This window comes from Sulfuricurvum sp. (genome assembly GCF_031427015.1).
Classification (GTDB): Bacteria; Campylobacterota; Campylobacteria; order Campylobacterales; family Sulfurimonadaceae; genus Sulfuricurvum.
Genome location: NZ_JASJOW010000003.1, coordinates 410,182 through 429,834, shown reverse-complemented (window position 1 = coordinate 429,834; position 19,653 = coordinate 410,182). Strand labels below are relative to the sequence as shown.

The following is a 19,653-nucleotide window of genomic DNA, read 5'->3' as shown; positions in this document are numbered from 1 at the left end:
GGAGAGTTTTCATGAAACGGATCATCAGTATCTACACCGAACATAAAAACAGTGTTCAATTTTACCTTCGTACCACAATGGAAAATTTTCATCCTCTCTCAAAAGATGTCAAAGATATGCGACGTTTTTTTGAATCCGAAAAGTCGGCGGAAGTGATCTATAGCGTTAATGACACCTTTGTGCAATGCTCACCCAGTTACGGAAGAAACTACATCGACGAAAATCGCAACGGTGCCGATAAATCATTCTATTTTAAATGGGTCAGCTTTACCAATGAACCGATCCATATCAGTAATCCCTACCTTCATCATGTTACAGGCTTACCGACCCTAAGTGCCGTAAAACGTGAAAAAGATTTCTATTTTGTCGCCGATTTTGATATGTTAAAGCTTCTCGAAGAGCTCCGCCTAATCGAACATAACAGCGCTTATGAGCAAATCAACCGATGTGTAATGGGAATCGGCGGATTATTACTGGGGATCGTATCGGTCTTTTTAATCTTATACGGCGGCTATATTTTTTACGGTATGCTCATTTCATCGAATTCTGCCGAAATGGTTATGCATAAAATATTTACCTCTATTATCTCCATTACAATCGGTCTTGCTATCTACGATTTAGCTAAAACACTGATTGAAAATGAGGTACTCTTTAAAACATTTCATTACGGCAATGATCTCCAAAATAAAACCCTCACCAAATTTCTAACCTCTATTATTATTGCCCTCTCCATAGAGTCGCTGATGGCGGTATTCAAAATTGTTTTGGATGATTACACCAAACTGATAAACGCTTTTTATCTGATTATCGGGGTAACGCTCCTTATTGTAGGAACCGGTATATACAATCTTCTTTCTCGTCAAGCGAAATAAATCTAAAAGTTAGATTATTTTTCGGTATAATTTATAAAAATGAATGATTATTCATAATAGATTGATGGACGACAAGCTTTGAAAAATATACAAGGTTCCTTTAGCGAGTACTTTAGTAATAAGCGAATACAACAAACTCCTTATTATCTTATTCTACTTCTCACTTTCAATATGATTGTCGTAGTTACCCTCACTATTGTGCTTCTTTATAACCTAGGATTTAATCGACAAAAAGCCCATTTAATCGAACTGGTTGAAACACAAGCCGTAATGATCAATATAGTAGCTCAGCAAGAGCTTCTCCTTCATAAGAATATTTCTGCCGAAATGAAAAAAAAGGTTGCGGAAAAAATTATTCAAAAAATCTCAACTGCTCATTACCAATACGCGAGTTTTGGCAAAACAGGTGAATTTACACTGGGAAAACGTGAAGATGACCAAATCCGATTTTTAATAAAACAACGCCATTTTAATATTAATAAACCGGCGTCAATCCCATGGAATTCAAAACTGGGAGAGCCGATGCGCCGTGCTCTCAATGGAGTAAAAGGGGCGGATGTTGCCTTCGATTATCGTGGTACAGTCGTTTTAGCCGCTTATGAGCCTATCAAAGAGCTAGAGTGGGGACTGGTTGCCAAAATGGATCTCTCAGAAGTGCGTGCTCCTTATATCGAAGCAGCGCAATATGCACTCGGTATAACACTTATTTTAGCTTTTGCAGGAAGTCTATTTTTTTGGTATTTTCTCCACCCGCTCGTTCAAAATATAGAAGATTCACGCCATTTCAGCAGTATGTTGATTACTACTTCGACGGCAGGACTTGCATTATGTTCATTGAAGGGAAATCTTATCGATGCCAACAGTAGTTTTCTAAACCTAGTCGGTTTTAGCGCAGATGATATAAAACGAATAAATTATTTCAGCCTCATTTCTGATAGCTTTTTAGCACGTGAAAAAAAACATTTGAACCTTCTCGTAAAAAATGGGAATGTTGATCCGTATGAAACTCTTTATATCAGTAAAAGTGGTAAACATACGTGTGTAAAAGTCTCAGGTAATATTGTTTCAATTAAAGGGAAGCCCTATATATGGCTGAGTGTCGATAGTATTCAAGATTATAAAGAACGTGAAGCGGAACTTTTACTCTCAGATGCAGTCTTTCACAATACTTCTGAAGTCATTTTTATAACCGATGCATCTGAAAATATTATCAAAATTAATGAAGCCTTTACCCATGTAACAGGATTTGAATTTGAAGATGTTGTTGGGAAAAACCCGAAAATCTTTAAATCCGGTAAACACGACAATCAATTTTACGATGATATGTTCCACTTCATTCACACCACAGGTAGATGGCGTGGTGAAATATGGAACAAACGGAAAGATGGAACCCTCTACCCCTCATTGCAAAGCATCTCTGCAATTCATGACGAACAAGGGAAACTTATACGCTATGTTGCCATTCTTAGTGATATTACTATTCAAAAAGCGTATGAAGAGCAATTACTAATAGACTCTCATCACGATGCTTTAACAGGGCTTCCGAACCGGTTATTTTTAAATCAAATCCTAAACCAAACACTTGCACGTGCGCAACGCTCCCAAAAAATATTTGCACTCTTTTTTATCGATCTCAATCTCTTCAAAGAGGTTAATGACACGTATGGACATGAAACGGGAGATACTCTTCTAAAAACAGTGGCATTACGCTTACAAGAAAATATACGCTCAGATGATTTTGCCGCCCGTTTTGGGGGTGATGAATTCACCATTATTTTTGAATCTATCAATGAGAAAAATGATGCGATTAGCGTTGCTAAAAATCTTATTGATAAAGTTGCACAAGCTATTTATATTAATGAGATCAAATTTACCCCTTCCATCAGTATCGGAATCGCTTTTTATCCTGAACATGGAACGGATGCGGCAACATTGCTAAAATGTGCGGATCAAGCAATGTATTTTGCAAAACATCATACCGAAGAACATTATTCCCTATTTAATTAACATAAAATGCAACACAAATGCAACACTAATACTATAGGATACAAACTTGCATAAATTTTATAGTGATAAAGGGAGAAAGTGATGTTAGAAAAGTTAAAATTATTTCTTTTCAAAAGAAAAAGCCTCCATTCCGATACTCTGGCACAATGGCTTGTATCTTCAGGAACCATACATGAAACAACCTATCTGAAAAAAAGAATATTTCTTAAATAAACTCAATATCAATCCGCTTATTTCTATAGGGTTTAGAGTTCCCCTCCTCCGCGTACAATATCCATTCCGTATTTATCTCTTACCTTGGTTAGGGCATCCGTAAGACTCCGCATTATAGTATCGTTTTGGATTTCAAGCAGATCAAAGCTTTTGGGATCATGATGAATAAATTTACTCGCACTCATCGCGATATGCGTCACAGGAATATGGGGATAAATGTCAAGTTCTTTAAACTTTTCAATCGTAAAATTTTGAAGAAATGTTTCGTTAAAAAGACGGTAGAGAGTATATTGTTTTTTAGAACTCCCCCAATTCTCATACCCTAATGAAAAAGAGTAGGTCGTGGGATTCACCCCAAGCTTCATGATGGTGTGGCTCCAATGACGTATAAGGATATGAATACGTCGAAAGAGTTCATCCCGCTCTTTGATCGGGTGATCCATGGAGCGCGATATCCCTATCCCTTTTCGTGATCGATTCGCTTGCACCGCTTCATTATCACTCCCTCTGAGCCTCGTATAAAGGTCTAAACCTTGTCTCCCCCACGATTGGATTAGGGTTTTCGATTTCCATGCATCACCGACCGTTTTGATCGCGTAACGCTCCATCTTAAGGGAAAGAACTTTTCCGACGCCGGGGAATTCCCTTATGGGGATATCTTTAACAAACGATTCGATTTCATCTTTAGGGACGACACAAACACCGTAAGGCTTCGCCGCAGAGGTAGCCAGTTTTGCAATCCATTTGGAACTGCTCGCACCGATAGAGACGGGAAGCTTAAACTGCACGGAAATATCATTTTGAAGGTGTCGGATAAACTCGTGCGTATCTTCTTCCGCTATCCAGCCCCGAAGGTCTCCGAACATCTCATCAATACTGTACTGCTCCATTACGGGAACGACGCTCGAGAGATACTCCATCAATTCGTGACTCATCGTGTGATAGAGGAGATGATGGGGAGGGAGGAGAATCAGATGCGGACAAAGACGGAGGGCCTCATGAACACTCATCGCTGTTTTAATCCCGTAAGCGCGTGCTTCATAGCTTGCGGTGGTGATAATCCCCCGTATCGTATCCCCGTCTTTAAAATAGTTACGGCTGTCATGGTCGGCATGAAATAAGGAGGGGACAAACGCTCCACTATTCAACGTCATAAGTTTTTTGGCACGCGAGGGCTTTTTATCGAAGATAAACGGATCGCCCCGTCCTCCGACAGCCACACATTTCCCCTCTAATAAGGGATTGCGAACCCGCTCGCACGAAGCAAAAAAACAATCAAGGTCCAAATGGATAATCATAAACACGATAATAGAGTGATTTTAGAAAAAACCTCTATTACCTGTCAGATTGACATAGAACTACAGTAATTCGAGTTTATAAAGAAAGAGGCGTTCTTTATACGAGGGGATATCGAGTTCCTGACGGTACTTCGCAATGACACGGCGAACCATTTTTACCCCGAAGCGTTCCTCAATCATCTCATGGAGGGTTTTATCGCTGAAAGGGTCGTCTTTATTCTCACTGCTGACGAGACGTTTGAGAAAATGTTTAATCTCCGATGTCGATACCTCGCCGATAGAGTTGGAGAAAAAATCTTTAAACGCGAATAATCCCCGTTCGGTCTGGATATATTTATCGGCAATCGCACGGGAGATCGTCGATTCATTAAATCCCAACTCATCCGCAACATCCTGAAGACGGAGCGGTTTTAGCTCTCCTCCCATAAAGAAACTGTATTGTTTCTCCAATAAAACCAATGCGACGTTATACAAAGTCGCTTTACGCAAATCGAGGAGTTTAACAAGCTCACGCGCTTCTTTGAACTTTTGTTTGGCAAAATTATCGTATTTATCGATCATATTGACCTGTAAATCGGGATAAAACGCATGATTAATCCGAATATTGAGTTCCGATCCCGAAAATTCGACAAACAAATCGGGGGTAATCTGTGCTTCAGGCTCCATATACTCCAATGCGGGAGGATTTTTCAGATGCTGCAATACATGTTTAGCGTCATGAAGACGGGGATGGTTGATAAATTTTTCCATTTTATCAAATTGTAAAATCATCGCTCCAAGCAAGATACTGAGCTCATCATCCAAATCATAATCGCTGAGTTGAAATAAAAAAGATTCTTTATAATCCACCGCTCCGACACCGGAGGGCTCCAAATGGGCAAAACGCTGGCGTACCCGCTCTACCGTATGGGCATCGGTATCACATTGGCTGGCAACCTCTTCTACGGAGCCTTCAAAGTATCCCTCGTCGTTAATGTAATAGACGATTTGACGCGCTATCTTTTGGGATATCGGCGTAGGAAAAAGAGGAGCTACGATCTGCTCATCGAGCTTTTCATAGAGTGACGTCGAAGAGATGCTCAACCACTCGATTTGCTCACTCGAAGAGTTGGAAACATAGTTTTGGAATGCACCGTATGCCGCAGTACCGCCGGCTACGGCGTTAGACTCTTCAAAGCCCGATTTGACTTCTAAACAGGGGTTTTCATTGGTAATAACTTGTAGATGTTTTTCAAGGTCGTTTAGCGAACATTGCAATAAAGGTAGCCACGTCTGCATGGAGAGTCGCGGGAGTTGTTTTTGTTTATAAGAGAGTGAAGTTTGCATGATAATCCGCCTAAAAAAATACACATTTATTCAATTAAATGCATATGTTGTTCTTGTGAAAAGTATAGGCTTTTTTTAAGCAGAAGAGTGATCAAAAAATAAGCAATAACTAAATCTGCCTCGAATGAGGCAAGCTTTAGTGCCTTAGCGGCAAGCGTAGCCAATCGGGATGAATTCCGATGGCGTTCAAAAAGGTAAACTTAGTATTTAATACGTACCAATCCGTTTGGCGCGACGACTTTCATTTGACAAGCAAGACGAGCTTTCGGGTTACTCTCATTGAGAGTTTTAAGTACCGCTTTCTCTTTATCGTTGATTGGACTCATAAATTCCATACCTGACTCGATCATTACGACACAAGTACCGCATTCACCGTCACGGCAACCGAATGGAAGCGCACTTCCAGAAGCTTCTACGATATCTTGGATCGTTTTGCCCGGGTGGACATTGATCGCCAAAAAGTCATTCATAATTTCTACACGTGTTGTCATCCCAACTCCTTTAATGATTATGATGTTCGCTAAACGAATTGTTTCCGTTTAGATGTTAGCCCGAAGGCACTAGAAATACTTAATACGGTTTGACTAAGATTGTATCTTTGATAACACATTGGCAAGCCAAACGTATCGGAGTAGGACGATTGAATTGTTGCGCAATTTCAGCCTCTTTTTTAGAGATAGCACCCATTGAAATCAACGTTTCAAGCTCTTTGTCATCCATATAGACCGCTTTGCCTTTTGACGCGTATTCTTCTGCATTCGGATCCATTGACTCGTTTGTAGCGATGTCTTCGATCCGTACGATACAGCTACCGCACATACCGTCTTTACAGTCTGTCGGGATTACAATACCGTTGCTTTGGGCAACTCGTAATAATAGATCACCGGCTTTAGCGTACACACGTTTATTTTGACCTTCGCCGAAGCCGCAAAAAATGACACTGACCATCTTAAACCTCCTCATATTTCCCACATGACATGCTCATGACTTCATGTTCAATGTAGTATGCACAAATCTCAAAAAGTGCAGATTACTCCCCCTCTTCTTGAGATTGCGCCGCTTTCTCAGCCGCTCGTGCAGCCCGATGCTCTTTGAGCCATTTCAACTCTTCTGCCACTTCATCGTATCCATCTTCTTCGAGAGCATTTTCAAGTTCCGCTTCACGACAGCCGAATGTCAAACCTTCTTCGATAAAGTTTACTTCATACACACGAATAGTCTGCAAAAAATCGCCGATTTTGCGAATATACCCCTCAGAGCCTGCATCAACTAGGACATCACCCACACTTGCGTGAGGATAGGTACCGTCATTTCGTATCGCTTTTACGAGTCGAACTCTTTGACCGACTCTGAATACAGATAGAATCTCATCTTTAGTCGACATCTTGTAGAGATTTGTTTTTCGTGCCTCATTGTTAATCGGCATTGTTTCATTATCACGCTCACACGACTCTAATCCGGCTTGTGCGGCATCCGCCGTTTGCTCCAAAAAATCAGAAGCTGAGGGTTTGTTGGCTTGTACAGGCGTGGACTCCATGACTGACCTCCTCTACATCACTGCAACTGCTCGATGTGGAACATGTTCCGCAAGCACTCGGCTTATCAAACATTGCCCAAACATCGGCGGCAGAGGGGCTATAACCGTTTTCGAAATTTTTATATACGGTGAGAAGGGCAAATTTATAGTATTCAAGCAATTTAGTGTCACCACCCATATCATGCCCGCTTGCTTTTTCAACAAGCTCACCAAACTTTTTCATGATATGAAACCGTTTTGCATTTACAAGACGCTCGTCGTATGCGAGATCAAAAAACTCAAAAAAATCTTCCGTATCGGTTATTTTTTGAAATTCAGCTAACGTTCCCATGATAAACTCCTTATAGTCCTATCTCACTTTTGAGTTGACTTGCCCATAGGGTTACACGTTCCTCGGTCAAATCTTCTTGATTAACATCATCGATCCCAAGTCCGCAAAATTTACCCTCACGCTCTGCGAGTGAAAATTCATATTCGTATCCGGTTGTCGGTATATAGCCGTAAGCTTCAGCACCGAGAGAAACAAATAAATCGTGCATTTTTCCCAAAGCACTCAAAAAATGTTCACCGTGTGTTTTTTGATCACCCGCACCGAAAAACGCTACTTTTTTACCGCTTAAATCAGGACGGTCATTACTCAAATCATAAAGCGGATCAACCCAGTCGCGCTGAGGATCACCCTGACCCCACGTGGATGAACCGAGAATCAATACATCGAAATCCTCGAACTGCTCAATCCCGTCAAAATCTTCTTCCATATCAATCAGTTCTGCACCTTTGATCTCATCTGCTAAAAGTTCTGCCGCACCCCGTGTGACACCGCTGCTGCTTCCGAAAAAAATTCCCACTTTTGCCATTGGTTACTCCTTATCCTTGTTGTATACACGGTTTGTATTGTTCATAAATTTCTACTGCACTTGAGAGCATTTTGTCTCCATCTTCAAATAACGCCTCTAGTGAGCGAAAGCTGAAACGGTGTGCATCTTTAAAATATTTATTAACGATACAGATACGATCGGCGATAACCGCACATCGGCCGAATCCCTCATGGCTCATCTCCATGATGACATTACAGACAACCCCTGTTTTACGCTCAAATGAAAGTGCTACCGCTTTATAAATCATTTTGATGTCATTGATCATCATCTCATCGATGTCGGCGATCAAAGGTACGAGCTTTAGCTCTTCTTTGGTTTTGACGTATTTTTTGATGAGCAACTCTTCATCACTGATTCTCGACCAATTACCGAATTGATCAAGTGCACGAATCTGTCGTACAATCTCCAACCCAAATTCACTCAATTGTTTTTCTGCTTCCATTTTCTTATTCTCCCTCTGCCCATCGGTCTTGTCGTACATCGTGTTCGGTTTTCATTTGTATAATTTGTTTTACCCATGGCGGCGGGTTACCGTTAATCATTTGAACTAAATTTTTGAGAATGTCTTCGATCAATGTAGATTCGCTGACTTTCATAGGGTGGATCCCCGCACGGATAACTTTTGCCGCTGCCGTCCCTCCGATACTTTCACAATACATGATATTGACCCCTTTAAGGGCACGTACACGAAAATCGGTTTTATCATCATCTTCAACGTCGGCGTTATCGGTTTTGATCACTTCGGAGACTTCATATCCCTCTTTGGTAACGTTATAAACGACAAACTCTTTGGCTCCTCCGAAATGGGCGTTTACCTCTTCCATATCTTTGGTTGCAAAAGCAACTCTTAAAGCACTGTCCATCGCACCATTCCCCTCTATACTGATTTTAGTGTTCATGTTTAACCTTTCTCAATTCGTTAGCAATCTCAAACAAAAAGTACGTGCTTCCCTCATACAGTTGATCGTTTTTAAGCTGATTACCTAACTCTTCATAATTAGGAAATCCTCGAATAACGAGCGCCGTATTATCTATACTATGCAAGATTCGTTCTGCATGAAAATTACTGATTACCATGTCCGCAGAATCAAAAAATCTTCGTGCATCTTCCAAATCTCCGACAAATACGCTCTCCGCTTCTATCGTATGCAAAACATCGCTGAATGTCGTGGAAACTGCGGCATCGACAGTTCCGCCGACACTGCGGATGAGCGCGCACATTCCACTGAGCATATCAGGTTCTCCCGTAATAACGAAATGGGAACTCCCGATCAAAAAATGGGCATCCAACATCGCATCTTGCAATCGTGCGCGCCATCGCTTTATCATCGGTTTTGGTTCCGCTTGTCGTATTTTCATCAAGCATGCTACAAAATTGTCACACCCGTCCAATCCCATCACATGATCAAAATGAAAGTGTTCAACAAGGGGATTTTTCTTTTGCAATGCCTGCGCCGATTTTTTCATCGATGCACCGATGGAAATTACGACGCTTGAGGTTGCTAAATCACGTATCTGATCGACCGTTATTCCGCCGTTGGCCAACTTACCCTGCCCCGCTTCCCAATATCCGTCCAGTGAGGTGGAGAGATCGGGGAGTGCATAGGTCTCAAACCCGAAATCTTCGCAAAGGGTTTTGATCTTTTCTACTTCAATCGGCTGCATACTCAAATGAGGTAAAAAAACGAGTTTATTCGGTTTAACTTCGGTAGCGGCCTCGGTGAGCTGTTCGATCATCGCCGTGACCGTCAATGCCCATCCGCTCTCCATACCCCCCTCGTAATCGGGGGTGTTGACAAATACGTAAGGAATCTCGATGTGCATCCCAACACCTCTCACGTCATCCCCTTTGGTCTCCGTCAGCCCCGTCGTATGCAACCCTATCATGGAGGGTTTGAGATTTTTCTCTTTGTTCTGAATATTTTCAATCGCCATCAGGATCGAGTAATCTCCGCCATCAAGTACGGCTGTGATATCACTCACGGAAGTATTATTAATCGCGATGGGTTCGTTGAAGTGGCGAGTAAAGAAGACTTTGGTATACGAGGCACACCCTTGAGCGCTGTGCATCAGCGGCATACAATCTTTTACCCCCAAATAGGCGAGGGTCGCTCCCATGGGTTGGGAGTGTTTGATCGGGTTGACTTGAAGCGGTTTGTGTTCATGACGCGAAAGGGAGAATTCCATTATCCAACCTCCCACGGTGCAGGTTTTCCGACATTGGCAAACACGGGATTACGAAAGGCGTATTTTAAATCTTCTGCGAGGTTTAGCAATCCGCCGTATCCCCCGTAGCTCGTTTTTTTCTCCTGATTGACATCGATAAAAGAGATTTTCTTCTTGATGGCGGTGTAGAGACTCCGTCCACCCGCGAGAAGAATGTGCGCCCCCGTAGAGTCGATAATTTTCCCTTGTTCAGAAGCAGGTTTCGTCATCAAAACACCGTTTTCACCCAAATATTCCCGTGCTTTATCGATATCATCCTGCGTCGATTTCGCCACACTCGTCGCGACCACTTCAATCCCCAAATCCTGCAATCCCGATGCTATCGACCACGCTTTGTTCCCTCCGGTGTTGAGAACCGCTTTTTTACCTTCAAAGAGGGCTTTATAGGGAGCAATTTTGGCTTCTAAAGCCGCTTCTTCTTCGGCAATAACCGTTTCGGCACGTGCAATGAGTTCAGGATCACCCAAAGCGTTTACAATCTCTCGAATCGCAAATGTCGTGTCACGTTTACCGTAAAATGAGACCGAAATCCACGGGATACCGTACTGCTCTTGCATTTTACGCGTCAGCGTTATCAGTGATTTGGCACACACGATGACGTTGAGTTTCGCACGGTGGGCGCTGCGAATATCCCCTACCCGACCGTCACCGCTCATGGAACTCAGCACTCGAAGTCCGATCTTCTCGAAGATAGGGAGATACTGCCACATATCCCCAGTAACGTTATAATCACCGATCAGGTTAATATCATAGGGGGTCGTAAATTCGGGTTCTTTGGTACCGATGAGATGTTCTAATACCGCTTCACCCGCGAGACGAGATCCGAGATTTTTACTCCCCACAAATCCGGCGGCATGAACGGGTACGACCGGTACTCCATGTTTTTCGCTTCCGAGTTTACAGGTCATATCGATATCATCACCCACAAGCGCCGTTACACAGGTCGAATAGACAAAAATAGCTTCAGGGCGGTAGTTTTCCATAATGTAATCGATCGAGTCAGAGAGTCGTTTGTCACCGCCGAAAATAACGTCATTGGTCGTTATACCCGTCGTAAATCCCATCTGTGTATGATCACGCCCTTTAAACGACGTTTTTGTCTCACGTGTTTCCCACGATGCCCCCAAACATGTTTGAGGGCCGTGGACGAGATGCACCGCATCAGCGTACGGAAAAAGAGAGATTTGAGCACCGTCAAAGGCACATCCACCCGCCGCAAGTCCCGGTTTAGGCTTATCACACCCTTCTCCCGGTTTTTTGTCTTTGCTATGAGAGCAGGCGCTCTCGTTCATGAGTTCTTTGATTTTCGCACGGCTGACCATAGGATACTCCTAGAGCTGAAGTATCCATGATAATGCAAGAAGCGTGCGAGATAAGGGTTTTAGGACTTTTTGGTGGCGGTTACGAGGAATATTGGATAATTTCCATTCTCTTTTTCAACCGTATAGGCATGATGGAAACGGACATGTTCAAATCCTGCGTTTTCAATTGTTTCACGCAAAGGATCGCGTTCAAACCCGAAATGGTGCACCCCTTCATTTCCATGCGTATGAAAAGTTCCGTCTTCCGCTTCGAGATCGGCAATCGCTATAAAACCGTCTCGTTTAAGGTGAGCATGAAAGGTCTCAAACAATGCCGCCGTATCTTCGACATGATGCATCGCCATCGAACTGACAATTCCATGAAACTGTTTCTCCAACGGCTCTTCACAAATATTTTGACAAACGGCTTCGACCGACAAGCAAGGAGAGTTTTTGTTATGCAGCTGCTCAAGCATCTTTTCGGAAAGATCCACCCCTACGACATTTTGAACCATCGGAGCGATTTTAAAACTCAGCAATCCCGTCCCCGCACCGAAATCCATAATACTCATATGATTCAATAATGAAATTCGGCTCGCAATCGTTTGAAATACCGCATGGGCTATGTTTTGACGCATATCCCCTTTATCCCACCCTTGCGCAGCTTGGTTGAAACGCTCACTCATTTTTGCCCTTCGATATTAGTTTGTCCGATCATTCGAATCTCCCTCTGCGGATAAGGGATGGTGATTCCTGATTCTTTTAACGCTTTATAGATTCCCATATTGACTTCAAACTGCGTCTTAAAAAAATTTCGAGTCGGCACCCAATAGCGTATCCCGATATCAACCGAACTTTCTCCAAATTTCTCGATTCCGACAATCGCTTTAGTCTCCGTAGAGACATTTTCAAATCCCTCAATCACTTTTTGGATCAAAGCTATTGCTTTTTCAGCATCCGCATCGTAGGAGATTCCGACACTCGATTCGACTACACGATAATTAAAAGAGTTGACGATCACCTCTCCAATCATATTTTTATTCGGAACCGTGATTAACTCTTCATCTTCGGTACGAAGCGTCGTGTAGGCAAGACGGATCTCTTCAACTTCCCCGTATACCTTGTTAATCAAAATCGTATCGCCGATTTTAAACGGACGGGTGATAATCAGTGAAATTCCTGCGGCGTAGTTGGCAACGCTTCCTTGTATCGCTAATCCTGCCGTTAAAAAAACGGCACCGACCGCCGCAATAAACGGAGCGATAGAGATACCGAGTTTTCCGATAGCGACCACCAACATCGCTCCGAAAATCAGTATACGTACACCGTTGGCGGCAAATTTGCTGAGAGTCGGATCGAAGTCATGCTGCTGAAAAAATTTCATCAGTAGGTTAAAGACGTATTTTGAAAAGAACCACCCGATGATTACGATGATCAATGCTCCGATGATCTGAAAACTGTAGTTGGCTAGAAAATCGATCACTTTAAGATAAAACTGATTCAGATAGGCGAGTTCTTGATCCATTAATAACTCCTAGCTCTGTGCTTCATGTTTTTTACGGCTCACGTAGTTAAGTATCGCCATAGAGACGATCAAAATACCGACTCCGCTGATAAGATAAAACGCGAAATGCATATTTCGGATATCGTTGATCGCAACTTTAAATACTACCATCAGCGATTCGATCGAGAGGGCGATAATGATCGAAGTCAAAAACTTGGTTAAGGTTTTATATTCGTTCCCTTCTTCGGGGGTTAAGGAGCGATAAAACACCTCCTGCTCCAAAATCGTTTTTGCCAAATCATAAATCGCTATCGCGAGGGTAATCCCGATAATGGATTTAAAAACGTACTGAAGCGTTTCATCACCGACACTCATAAGTGCTTTGGCAAATCCTAACAATCCATATCCGCCCAAAAACAATGCCAGTAAGACAAGTCCTCCGCCAAGCAGACCGTAAACCCATACGGAGAGTTTTGAGATGAGTCGCGTACTCTCAATCAGATGCATTTTGCCCAGTACCGCAACAAGATCGAGATCGAATACGGCAATCTTCCCATCGGAGTATTTACGAGCGACCGAGACTTTCGGCTGACCGCTGTTGGCACAAATATAAGGGTTGGAAATATAGTTGCCTTTATCGTCAAACTGAATACGGTTGATAAAATAAGCTCTATCGGAACCTTTCAAACTCATATCATGGCCGCTTCTGCGCCATGTCGGGGTGATCTGTTTCCCCTTTTCATCCATCAAATACATATCAGTGAGACATGGAAGACGCTTAAAAAATTTATCGACTTGAACATCATCGAAATCGTGCTGAGGCGTGTCACTGATGGTACTCAGCAAAAATCCCTCTACCGCTTCTCGGTTTTCACGGTATATCTGCATCATTTGTTTCATTGGTACTCTTTCGCCGTGTTAAAGTTCTTTAGTGTACCCAAATCGACTGCGTGATGTCAAAAATAGTTAAGATGGATTCTTATTTTGTTACCATTATTGCGTTATCATTTATCAAGGTTAAGTTTTTGTAAAAGGGGCATACAATGAGTACACGACACGATTTGGATCTCAATGCATTTGAAGCGATCCTCAAAGCAGAAAAAGCAAAAATTGAAAAGAATATCGCTCTTATAAAAGTGGAGCTTAGCAGTATCGGAATGGACGGCGAGTTGGATGAAATATTGGATATGGCCGAGATTGAAATCGAAAATTCCACCGACCATATGCTCCTTGAAAAGCTCGAAATGGAGCTGGATGAGATCAATGCCGCACTGAATCGGATTGCTCTGGGAAACTACGGTATTTGTGAAAAAACCAACCAACCTATTCCGATTGAGAGACTAAAAGTAAACCCTACGGCACGAACGATTGTAGGGGAATAAAATCTACGAGATAGAACATGAATACGAACGAGCAACTTATCCGTCATCTGATAGCCTCAGGCGTACTCTATTCCCCTTCTCTAATTTATGCTTTTAAAGTATGCGACCGTATCCATTTTATTCCCGAGGAGCTCTATCCGAAGGGATACGATGATCATCCCCTCCCGATCGGTGAATCACAAACGATTTCCCAACCTACCACCGTCGCCTTTATGCTGGAACTTTTAAATCCGACAGCAGGAAACAAGGTGTTGGATATCGGATCAGGATCGGGATGGACGACAGCTCTTTTGGCCGCTGCCATAGGAAGAGACGGATATGTTGAGGGAGTGGAGCGTGTCGCGTCTCTTATCGAACACGCCCATGAGAATTTAGAAAAAGTTCATATTCATAACGGATCGATTAGTTTGGCAAACCCCTCTGTTTTAGGAAAACCGGGAGAGCATTACGATCGTATCCTGGTTTCTGCCAGTGCAACTGAAATGCCGACCGAACTGTTTGATCAGCTAAAACCCGGAGGGATTCTCGTTGTTCCTGTTCAAAACACTATTTGGCGCATTACCAAAAAAGAAAACGGTTCACTGGAATCTACTGAATTTCCGGGATTTGTTTTTGTACCGCTTATTACCTCGGTGTAGTTCTACTTCCACACCCCTTCGATTACCGTAGTGCAGTAGGGACAATGATTTTTTTCTACCAAATGGTTAGTGACGAACTGTCCGATATGACCGTGACGGTCAATAACCATTTTATAACAGCTCGGACAATAGGTCGATTCGCGTGATTCATCATCGATATTCCCGACATAAACATATTTCAATCCCGCTTCTTTACCGATCTCATAGGCACGACTAAGCGTTGATGCGGGGGTTCGGGGAACATCGTTCATCTTGTACATCGGATGAAACGCACTGATATGCCACGGCATCGAGGGATCAAGTGAGGCTTGAAATTCGGCTATGGAGCGAATCTCCTCCTCCGAATCATTGAGCCCTGGGATCAGGAGGGTCGTCGTCTCGATCCATATCCCTTTTTTGTGGGCGTATTCGATGGTATCTAACACGGGCTTGAGCGATGCTCCGCAAATATCTTTGTAAAATGGTTGGCTATACGATTTAATATCAATATTCATTCCATCCAAAAAAGGAGCTATCGTATCAATCGCCTTGTGAGTCTCATAACCGCTGGTAACAAAAATATTTTTCAAACCTGCTTCGCTCGCCAATCGCGCCGTATCATAGGCGTATTCAAAAAATACCGCAGGTTCGTTGTAGGTGTAGGCGATGCTTTGGCATCCGTGTTCGAGTGCCAAGGCTACGGCATCTTTCGGTGAGAGTGGACGTCCGATGATTTCGTGATGGTGTTCTTTGGGGTATTGGGAAATATCGGCGTTTTGGCAAAACGTGCACGAGAAATTGCACCCCACGGTACCGAATGAGAATACTTTTGAGTCGGGTAAAAAATGAAACATCGGTTTTTTCTCGATCGGGTCAATATTCACCGCCGCCGCAAGGCCGTAGGTGAGGAGATAGAGTTCACCGTTTTCAACTTTGCGGATACCGCAAATGCCGTATTCTCCCTCCGAGAGTTTACAGTGTTGAGAGCACGCTTCGCACGCGATCCGTCCATCAGAGAGTTTTGATGATAGCCATGCTACGGATGCCATTATTTCCCCCTCTTTAGAGACAGAGTTCTTTCACTATTCTATCACTCTTTGAGACTCAATCCTACTTTCCCTTTGGCAACATCGACTTCAACCACTCGGATACGGCTGAGCTGTTGATTGACACTGAGTACTTCGAGCGGGTGAGAGATCCGTTTCTCCGACATCTGAGAGATATGGATCAAGCCGTCATTTTTGAGTCCGATGTCCACAAATGCCCCAAAATCGGCGATGTTTCGAACAACGCCCGAGACGATAGATCCCTCACGCAACTCTTTGATGTCGGTGAGATCGGAGCGAAACATGATCGGCGGCAAACTCTCGCGGGGGTCAAATCCCGGTTTGCGTAACTCTGCGATGATGTCGCCGAGCGTCGCTTCCCCTATACCCAATTCCTGCGCAATATGGGGAATCTGGTCTTTGGTGATAGAGGGGAGATCATAGCATTTTAAAAGGGTATTCGCCGCTTCGTAGCTCTCAGGGTGAACACCCGTGTTGTCCAGCACACTTTTCCCCTCCCGTATCCGAAAAAATCCCGCACACTGCTCATATGCTTTCGCCCCCAGCCCTTTGACTTTGAGGAGTTCTTGTTTGCTTTTAAACGCTCCGCTTGTCTCACGGTACTCCACTATCGATTTAGCAACTTTTGCCCCCACCCCCGCGACGTAGGAGAGGAGTGAGACCGAGGCACTGTTAGGATCAACACCGATGCGGTTAACCAAATCTTCGGTGACATCGCCCAGCTTCTTTTCAAGCAGTTTTTGATCGACGTCGTGCTGATATTGCCCAACGCCGAGCGATTTTGGATCGATCTTCACCAATGCCGCCATCGGATCGCGTAGCCTCTGAGCTATCGAGATTGCTCCGCGTATCGTCACATCGAGTTGCGGATACTCCTCTTGGGCGATTTTGGAGGCGGAGTAAACTGATGCCCCCGCTTCAGAGACAACCGTATAAGAGAGGTTCAATTCCTCATCACGGTTCACCCTCGCAAAAAATTCCTGTGTCTCACGCGATGCGGTTCCATTCCCGATGGCTACGGCATTGATACCGTAACGATCACACAACTGTTTCACCACCTTTGCACTCTTCTCATAATCGCTTTGGGGCGGTGTCGGATAGATAACGGCGTGATCCAGATACATACCGTTCTCATCGACGACGGCAAGTTTACACCCCGTCCGATACGCCGGATCGGCACCCAAAATGGCACGCTTCGTGACGGGAGGGGAACCCAAAAGCTGTGAGAGGTTTTTGCCGAAGGTATTGATCGCTTGAATATCCGATTTTTCTTTGATCATCGCGTGCACTTCCCTCTCCAACGAAGGAAACAACAACCGTTTGAACCCGTCGAGGTAGCTCGCTAACAGCAGAGTTTGAGAGCTTTTGGCGTTGCGGGGGATTCGATGGTTTTTAAGGCTATTTTCCACCCGATCCATATCGAGGGTGATCTTGACGCTCAGCTCTTTTTCGCTCACCCCGCGCATAATCGCGAGATAGCGGTGCGAGGGGATGGAGGCTATCTTCTCACTCTTTCCGGCGAGCTTGGCGAATAGCCCCTCCTCACTCATCCCTTTGGTCGCTTTGATCTCAAACGAGGAATAATCCAGTATCTGATGACGCCAGTGGTCGCGCTCACGCGGGTCGTCACTGTAGCGCTCCGCTAGAATATCCTGAGCCCCTTTGATCGCATCTTCGCGAGAAGTGATAGAACCTTTTACAAAACTCTCAACACGCTTCGTAAATTCTCCCAACTCCAACTGCGCACGCTCCAACAAATCAGCCAACGGTTCTAGCCCAGCGGCGATAGCGACACTGGCACGGGTATTTTTCTTCTCTTTGTACGGACGATAGATGTCTTCGACCTCTTGGAGGCTCTGGGCGTTGTTTAGCCGTGTACGAAGATCACTACTCAACTCCGAGCGCTCTGCGATCAGCCGTGCCACCTCCTCTTTACGCTCCAACAGTTTTTTCGAATAGCCGTAGATGCTCTCGAACTCACGCAACTGTTCATCCGTAGCACCCCCCGTCATCTCTTTGCGGTAGCGGGCGATGAAGGGGATGGTAGAGCCCTCTTCGAGGAGTTTTAGGATATTGGTAACGGTTTTGAGAGAGAGTCCCGTCTTTTGGGCTATGAGGTCATTAAGGCTATTCATCGGTTTCCTGAATTGTTTGCATTTTTGGCGGCAAGTTCACGTGCTTTGTCTTTTTTACTCTTCCCTTTCCCTTTTACCGGTTCTGGGCCTTTGACTTTCGGCGGTGGAGTCCCCACGAGTTCAAACCCCTCGATCTGCTCACGTGGCAATCTGATAGAGGAGCGTTTTTCGATCAATCTAAAATGATCCCGTTCCTCGTAACCGATAAACGAAATCGCGAGACCTGACTTACCTGCACGACCCGTCCGTCCGATACGATGGATATAATCCGCAGGTGAGCGGGGAAGATCAAAATTGATAACACAGGTGATGTCGTCGATATCCAGACCGCGCGCGGCGATGTCGGTGGCAAAAAGGATACGGATTTTTTTCGCTTTGAACTGCTCCAACACATAGGTACGATCCTCTTGGAGGAGATCGCCGTTAAACGAGTCGGCCGAAAAACCGTATTTGCGAAATTTTGCGGCGATGTTGTCGGAGGCTCGCTTGTTCGCCATAAAGACCAACACTTGCTCCCATTTTTCACTCTCAAGAAGATGTCTAAGCAAAGGCCCTCTATTTTCGGGATTCACCTCGATAACCCGCTGTTGGATACTCTGTACGGTTGGCATTTCCGCTTCTATGGAGATATGGATCGGGTTTTGGGTGATGCGAGAGGCGATTATCTCCATCTTCGGCGGATAGGTCGCGGAGAAAAGGAGATTTTGACGCTGTGTGGGGATCGATTCTAAGATCAGCTCCAACTCTTCGGCAAATCCGAGATCAAGCATCTTGTCCGCTTCATCGAGGACGAAAAATTCCAAGTGCGAGAGGTTCATCTGCTTTTTTCTCAACACATCGAGAAATCGCCCCGACGTTGCGACGAGAATATCGCACCCCTGCTGGATGGCATAGAGCTGATCGCCGATCCCCTCACCCCCGATGAGACTCACCACTTTGGGAGTTTTAGGCAAATATTTCCCCATCGTCTCGAACGTCTGAGCCACTTGGAGGGTGAGTTCGCGTGTCGGGGTGAGGATGAGGGCTTTGATTTTCCCTTTTCCCTCCCCTCGCGCCTGCGACCAAAGCTCTAAAATCGGCAAGACGAAACTCGCACTTTTCCCGCTCCCCGTTTGTGCCTGAGCCAGAATATCACGGCGCTCTAACACGAGCGGAATCACCTTTTCTTGGATCGGCGTCGGCTGTGTATAGCCGCTTTCGCTCACGGCTTTAAGAATAAACGATGATAGGTTAAAAGGTGAAAATGGCATGGGGAATCCTCGTAAAGTGTGAAAGAAGTATAGTTGCTTT

General features: G+C 44.3%; 21 protein-coding genes. 4 read left to right on the top strand and 17 right to left on the bottom strand.

Features of this window, described 5'->3' with window-relative positions:
• Nucleotides 1-11 precede the first annotated feature (11 nt).
• Both RMO68_RS07410 and RMO68_RS07405 read left to right on the top strand, forming a co-directional pair.
• Nucleotides 12-872 (top strand): hypothetical protein, encoded by an 861-nt coding sequence (locus RMO68_RS07410; protein WP_310440089.1) that lies wholly within the window; start codon nucleotides 12-14, stop codon nucleotides 870-872.
• Between the two features lie 171 nt (nucleotides 873-1,043).
• Nucleotides 1,044-2,879 (top strand): sensor domain-containing diguanylate cyclase, encoded by a 1,836-nt coding sequence (locus RMO68_RS07405; protein ID WP_310440088.1) that lies wholly within the window; start codon nucleotides 1,044-1,046, stop codon nucleotides 2,877-2,879.
• 245 nt (nucleotides 2,880-3,124) lie between these two features.
• Here RMO68_RS07405 and RMO68_RS07400 read toward each other — a convergent pair whose 3' ends face one another.
• The 14 genes from RMO68_RS07400 to RMO68_RS07335 form a co-directional block, all read right to left on the bottom strand.
• On the bottom strand, nucleotides 3,125-4,390 hold the full coding sequence (locus tag RMO68_RS07400; protein WP_310440087.1) for a DNA polymerase IV: 1,266 nt from the start codon (nucleotides 4,388-4,390) through the stop codon (nucleotides 3,125-3,127).
• 60 nt (nucleotides 4,391-4,450) lie between these two features.
• Entirely contained in the window at nucleotides 4,451-5,716 is a 1,266-nt protein-coding gene (gene rpoN / locus RMO68_RS07395) for an RNA polymerase factor sigma-54 (RefSeq protein ID WP_310440086.1), read from the bottom strand.
• A 200-nt stretch (nucleotides 5,717-5,916) separates the two neighbouring features.
• Nucleotides 5,917-6,207: a 2Fe-2S iron-sulfur cluster-binding protein gene (locus RMO68_RS07390; protein ID WP_310440085.1), complete on the bottom strand. Its 291-nt coding sequence runs from the start codon at nucleotides 6,205-6,207 to the stop codon at nucleotides 5,917-5,919.
• 79 nt (nucleotides 6,208-6,286) lie between these two features.
• On the bottom strand, nucleotides 6,287-6,664 hold the full coding sequence (locus tag RMO68_RS07385; RefSeq protein WP_310440084.1) for a 2Fe-2S iron-sulfur cluster binding domain-containing protein: 378 nt from the start codon (nucleotides 6,662-6,664) through the stop codon (nucleotides 6,287-6,289).
• Nucleotides 6,665-6,746: 82 nt separating this feature from the next.
• Nucleotides 6,747-7,253 (bottom strand): nitrogen fixation protein NifZ, encoded by a 507-nt coding sequence (locus tag RMO68_RS07380; protein WP_310440083.1) that lies wholly within the window; start codon nucleotides 7,251-7,253, stop codon nucleotides 6,747-6,749.
• The gene (locus RMO68_RS07375; RefSeq protein WP_310440082.1) at nucleotides 7,210-7,584 is read right to left on the bottom strand and encodes a nitrogenase-stabilizing/protective protein NifW; all 375 of its coding nucleotides are present in this window, start codon (nucleotides 7,582-7,584) and stop codon (nucleotides 7,210-7,212) included. The genes RMO68_RS07380 and RMO68_RS07375 overlap by 44 nt, the downstream gene beginning before the upstream one ends.
• A gap of 10 nt (nucleotides 7,585-7,594) precedes the next feature.
• Nucleotides 7,595-8,110: a flavodoxin gene (locus tag RMO68_RS07370; RefSeq protein WP_310440081.1), complete on the bottom strand. Its 516-nt coding sequence runs from the start codon at nucleotides 8,108-8,110 to the stop codon at nucleotides 7,595-7,597.
• A 10-nt stretch (nucleotides 8,111-8,120) separates the two neighbouring features.
• A complete protein-coding gene (locus RMO68_RS07365; RefSeq protein WP_310440080.1) occupies nucleotides 8,121-8,573 on the bottom strand; it encodes a NifX-associated nitrogen fixation protein in 453 nt (150 codons plus the stop codon).
• Between the two features lie 4 nt (nucleotides 8,574-8,577).
• On the bottom strand, nucleotides 8,578-9,030 hold the full coding sequence (nifX, locus tag RMO68_RS07360; protein ID WP_310440079.1) for a nitrogen fixation protein NifX: 453 nt from the start codon (nucleotides 9,028-9,030) through the stop codon (nucleotides 8,578-8,580).
• Entirely contained in the window at nucleotides 9,020-10,318 is a 1,299-nt protein-coding gene (gene nifN / locus RMO68_RS07355; protein ID WP_310440078.1) for a nitrogenase iron-molybdenum cofactor biosynthesis protein NifN, read from the bottom strand. Before nifN ends, nifX begins: the two co-directional genes overlap by 11 nt.
• Nucleotides 10,318-11,679 (bottom strand): nitrogenase iron-molybdenum cofactor biosynthesis protein NifE, encoded by a 1,362-nt coding sequence (gene nifE, locus RMO68_RS07350; protein ID WP_310440077.1) that lies wholly within the window; start codon nucleotides 11,677-11,679, stop codon nucleotides 10,318-10,320. The genes nifN and nifE overlap by 1 nt, the downstream gene beginning before the upstream one ends.
• Before the next feature lie 59 nt (nucleotides 11,680-11,738).
• Nucleotides 11,739-12,344, bottom strand: a complete 606-nt coding sequence (locus RMO68_RS07345; protein WP_310440076.1) for a methyltransferase domain-containing protein — start codon at nucleotides 12,342-12,344, stop codon at nucleotides 11,739-11,741.
• Nucleotides 12,341-13,183: a mechanosensitive ion channel family protein gene (locus RMO68_RS07340; protein WP_310440075.1), complete on the bottom strand. Its 843-nt coding sequence runs from the start codon at nucleotides 13,181-13,183 to the stop codon at nucleotides 12,341-12,343. Before RMO68_RS07340 ends, RMO68_RS07345 begins: the two co-directional genes overlap by 4 nt.
• A gap of 9 nt (nucleotides 13,184-13,192) precedes the next feature.
• The gene (locus tag RMO68_RS07335; protein WP_310440074.1) at nucleotides 13,193-14,062 is read right to left on the bottom strand and encodes a hypothetical protein; all 870 of its coding nucleotides are present in this window, start codon (nucleotides 14,060-14,062) and stop codon (nucleotides 13,193-13,195) included.
• Nucleotides 14,063-14,205: 143 nt separating this feature from the next.
• On the opposite strand from RMO68_RS07335, the gene RMO68_RS07330 reads away from it, so the two are divergent.
• Together RMO68_RS07330 and pcm are read left to right on the top strand one after the other, a co-directional pair.
• Nucleotides 14,206-14,544 (top strand): TraR/DksA family transcriptional regulator, encoded by a 339-nt coding sequence (locus tag RMO68_RS07330; protein WP_310440073.1) that lies wholly within the window; start codon nucleotides 14,206-14,208, stop codon nucleotides 14,542-14,544.
• Nucleotides 14,545-14,561: 17 nt separating this feature from the next.
• Nucleotides 14,562-15,182 (top strand): protein-L-isoaspartate O-methyltransferase, encoded by a 621-nt coding sequence (pcm, locus tag RMO68_RS07325; RefSeq protein WP_310440072.1) that lies wholly within the window; start codon nucleotides 14,562-14,564, stop codon nucleotides 15,180-15,182.
• 2 nt (nucleotides 15,183-15,184) lie between these two features.
• Here pcm and amrS read toward each other — a convergent pair whose 3' ends face one another.
• The 3 genes from amrS to RMO68_RS07310 are packed head-to-tail and all read right to left on the bottom strand — an operon-like array spanning nucleotide 15,185 to nucleotide 19,613.
• The gene (gene amrS, locus RMO68_RS07320; protein WP_310440071.1) at nucleotides 15,185-16,210 is read right to left on the bottom strand and encodes an AmmeMemoRadiSam system radical SAM enzyme; all 1,026 of its coding nucleotides are present in this window, start codon (nucleotides 16,208-16,210) and stop codon (nucleotides 15,185-15,187) included.
• A 41-nt stretch (nucleotides 16,211-16,251) separates the two neighbouring features.
• The gene (locus RMO68_RS07315; RefSeq protein ID WP_310440070.1) at nucleotides 16,252-18,363 is read right to left on the bottom strand and encodes a Tex family protein; all 2,112 of its coding nucleotides are present in this window, start codon (nucleotides 18,361-18,363) and stop codon (nucleotides 16,252-16,254) included.
• Nucleotides 18,360-19,613, bottom strand: coding sequence for a DEAD/DEAH box helicase (locus RMO68_RS07310; RefSeq protein WP_310440069.1), 1,254 nt, complete (start codon nucleotides 19,611-19,613; stop codon nucleotides 18,360-18,362). The genes RMO68_RS07315 and RMO68_RS07310 overlap by 4 nt, the downstream gene beginning before the upstream one ends.
• Nucleotides 19,614-19,653: the final 40 nt, after the last annotated feature.

Bases quoted from the DNA above. Each gene is read 5' to 3' on its own strand.
- RMO68_RS07330 (WP_310440073.1), top strand. From the start codon at position 14,206: ATGAGTACACGACACGATTTGGATCTCAATGCATTTGAAGCGATCCTC.
- RMO68_RS07365 (WP_310440080.1), bottom strand. From the start codon at position 8,573: ATGGAAGCAGAAAAACAATTGAGTGAATTTGGGTTGGAGATTGTACGA.
- RMO68_RS07385 (WP_310440084.1), bottom strand. From the start codon at position 6,664: ATGGTCAGTGTCATTTTTTGCGGCTTCGGCGAAGGTCAAAATAAACGT.
- nifE (WP_310440077.1), bottom strand. From the start codon at position 11,679: ATGGTCAGCCGTGCGAAAATCAAAGAACTCATGAACGAGAGCGCCTGC.
- pcm (WP_310440072.1), top strand. From the start codon at position 14,562: ATGAATACGAACGAGCAACTTATCCGTCATCTGATAGCCTCAGGCGTA.
- RMO68_RS07315 (WP_310440070.1), bottom strand. From the start codon at position 18,363: ATGAATAGCCTTAATGACCTCATAGCCCAAAAGACGGGACTCTCTCTC.
- rpoN (WP_310440086.1), bottom strand. From the start codon at position 5,716: ATGCAAACTTCACTCTCTTATAAACAAAAACAACTCCCGCGACTCTCC.
- RMO68_RS07310 (WP_310440069.1), bottom strand. From the start codon at position 19,613: ATGCCATTTTCACCTTTTAACCTATCATCGTTTATTCTTAAAGCCGTG.
- RMO68_RS07370 (WP_310440081.1), bottom strand. From the start codon at position 8,110: ATGGCAAAAGTGGGAATTTTTTTCGGAAGCAGCAGCGGTGTCACACGG.
- RMO68_RS07340 (WP_310440075.1), bottom strand. From the start codon at position 13,183: ATGGATCAAGAACTCGCCTATCTGAATCAGTTTTATCTTAAAGTGATC.
- RMO68_RS07375 (WP_310440082.1), bottom strand. From the start codon at position 7,584: ATGGGAACGTTAGCTGAATTTCAAAAAATAACCGATACGGAAGATTTT.
- RMO68_RS07400 (WP_310440087.1), bottom strand. From the start codon at position 4,390: ATGATTATCCATTTGGACCTTGATTGTTTTTTTGCTTCGTGCGAGCGG.
- RMO68_RS07405 (WP_310440088.1), top strand. From the start codon at position 1,044: ATGATTGTCGTAGTTACCCTCACTATTGTGCTTCTTTATAACCTAGGA.
- RMO68_RS07390 (WP_310440085.1), bottom strand. From the start codon at position 6,207: ATGACAACACGTGTAGAAATTATGAATGACTTTTTGGCGATCAATGTC.
- nifN (WP_310440078.1), bottom strand. From the start codon at position 10,318: ATGGAATTCTCCCTTTCGCGTCATGAACACAAACCGCTTCAAGTCAAC.
- RMO68_RS07380 (WP_310440083.1), bottom strand. From the start codon at position 7,253: ATGGAGTCCACGCCTGTACAAGCCAACAAACCCTCAGCTTCTGATTTT.
- nifX (WP_310440079.1), bottom strand. From the start codon at position 9,030: ATGAACACTAAAATCAGTATAGAGGGGAATGGTGCGATGGACAGTGCT.
- RMO68_RS07410 (WP_310440089.1), top strand. From the start codon at position 12: ATGAAACGGATCATCAGTATCTACACCGAACATAAAAACAGTGTTCAA.
- amrS (WP_310440071.1), bottom strand. From the start codon at position 16,210: ATGGCATCCGTAGCATGGCTATCATCAAAACTCTCTGATGGACGGATC.
- RMO68_RS07345 (WP_310440076.1), bottom strand. From the start codon at position 12,344: ATGAGTGAGCGTTTCAACCAAGCTGCGCAAGGGTGGGATAAAGGGGAT.
- RMO68_RS07335 (WP_310440074.1), bottom strand. From the start codon at position 14,062: ATGAAACAAATGATGCAGATATACCGTGAAAACCGAGAAGCGGTAGAG.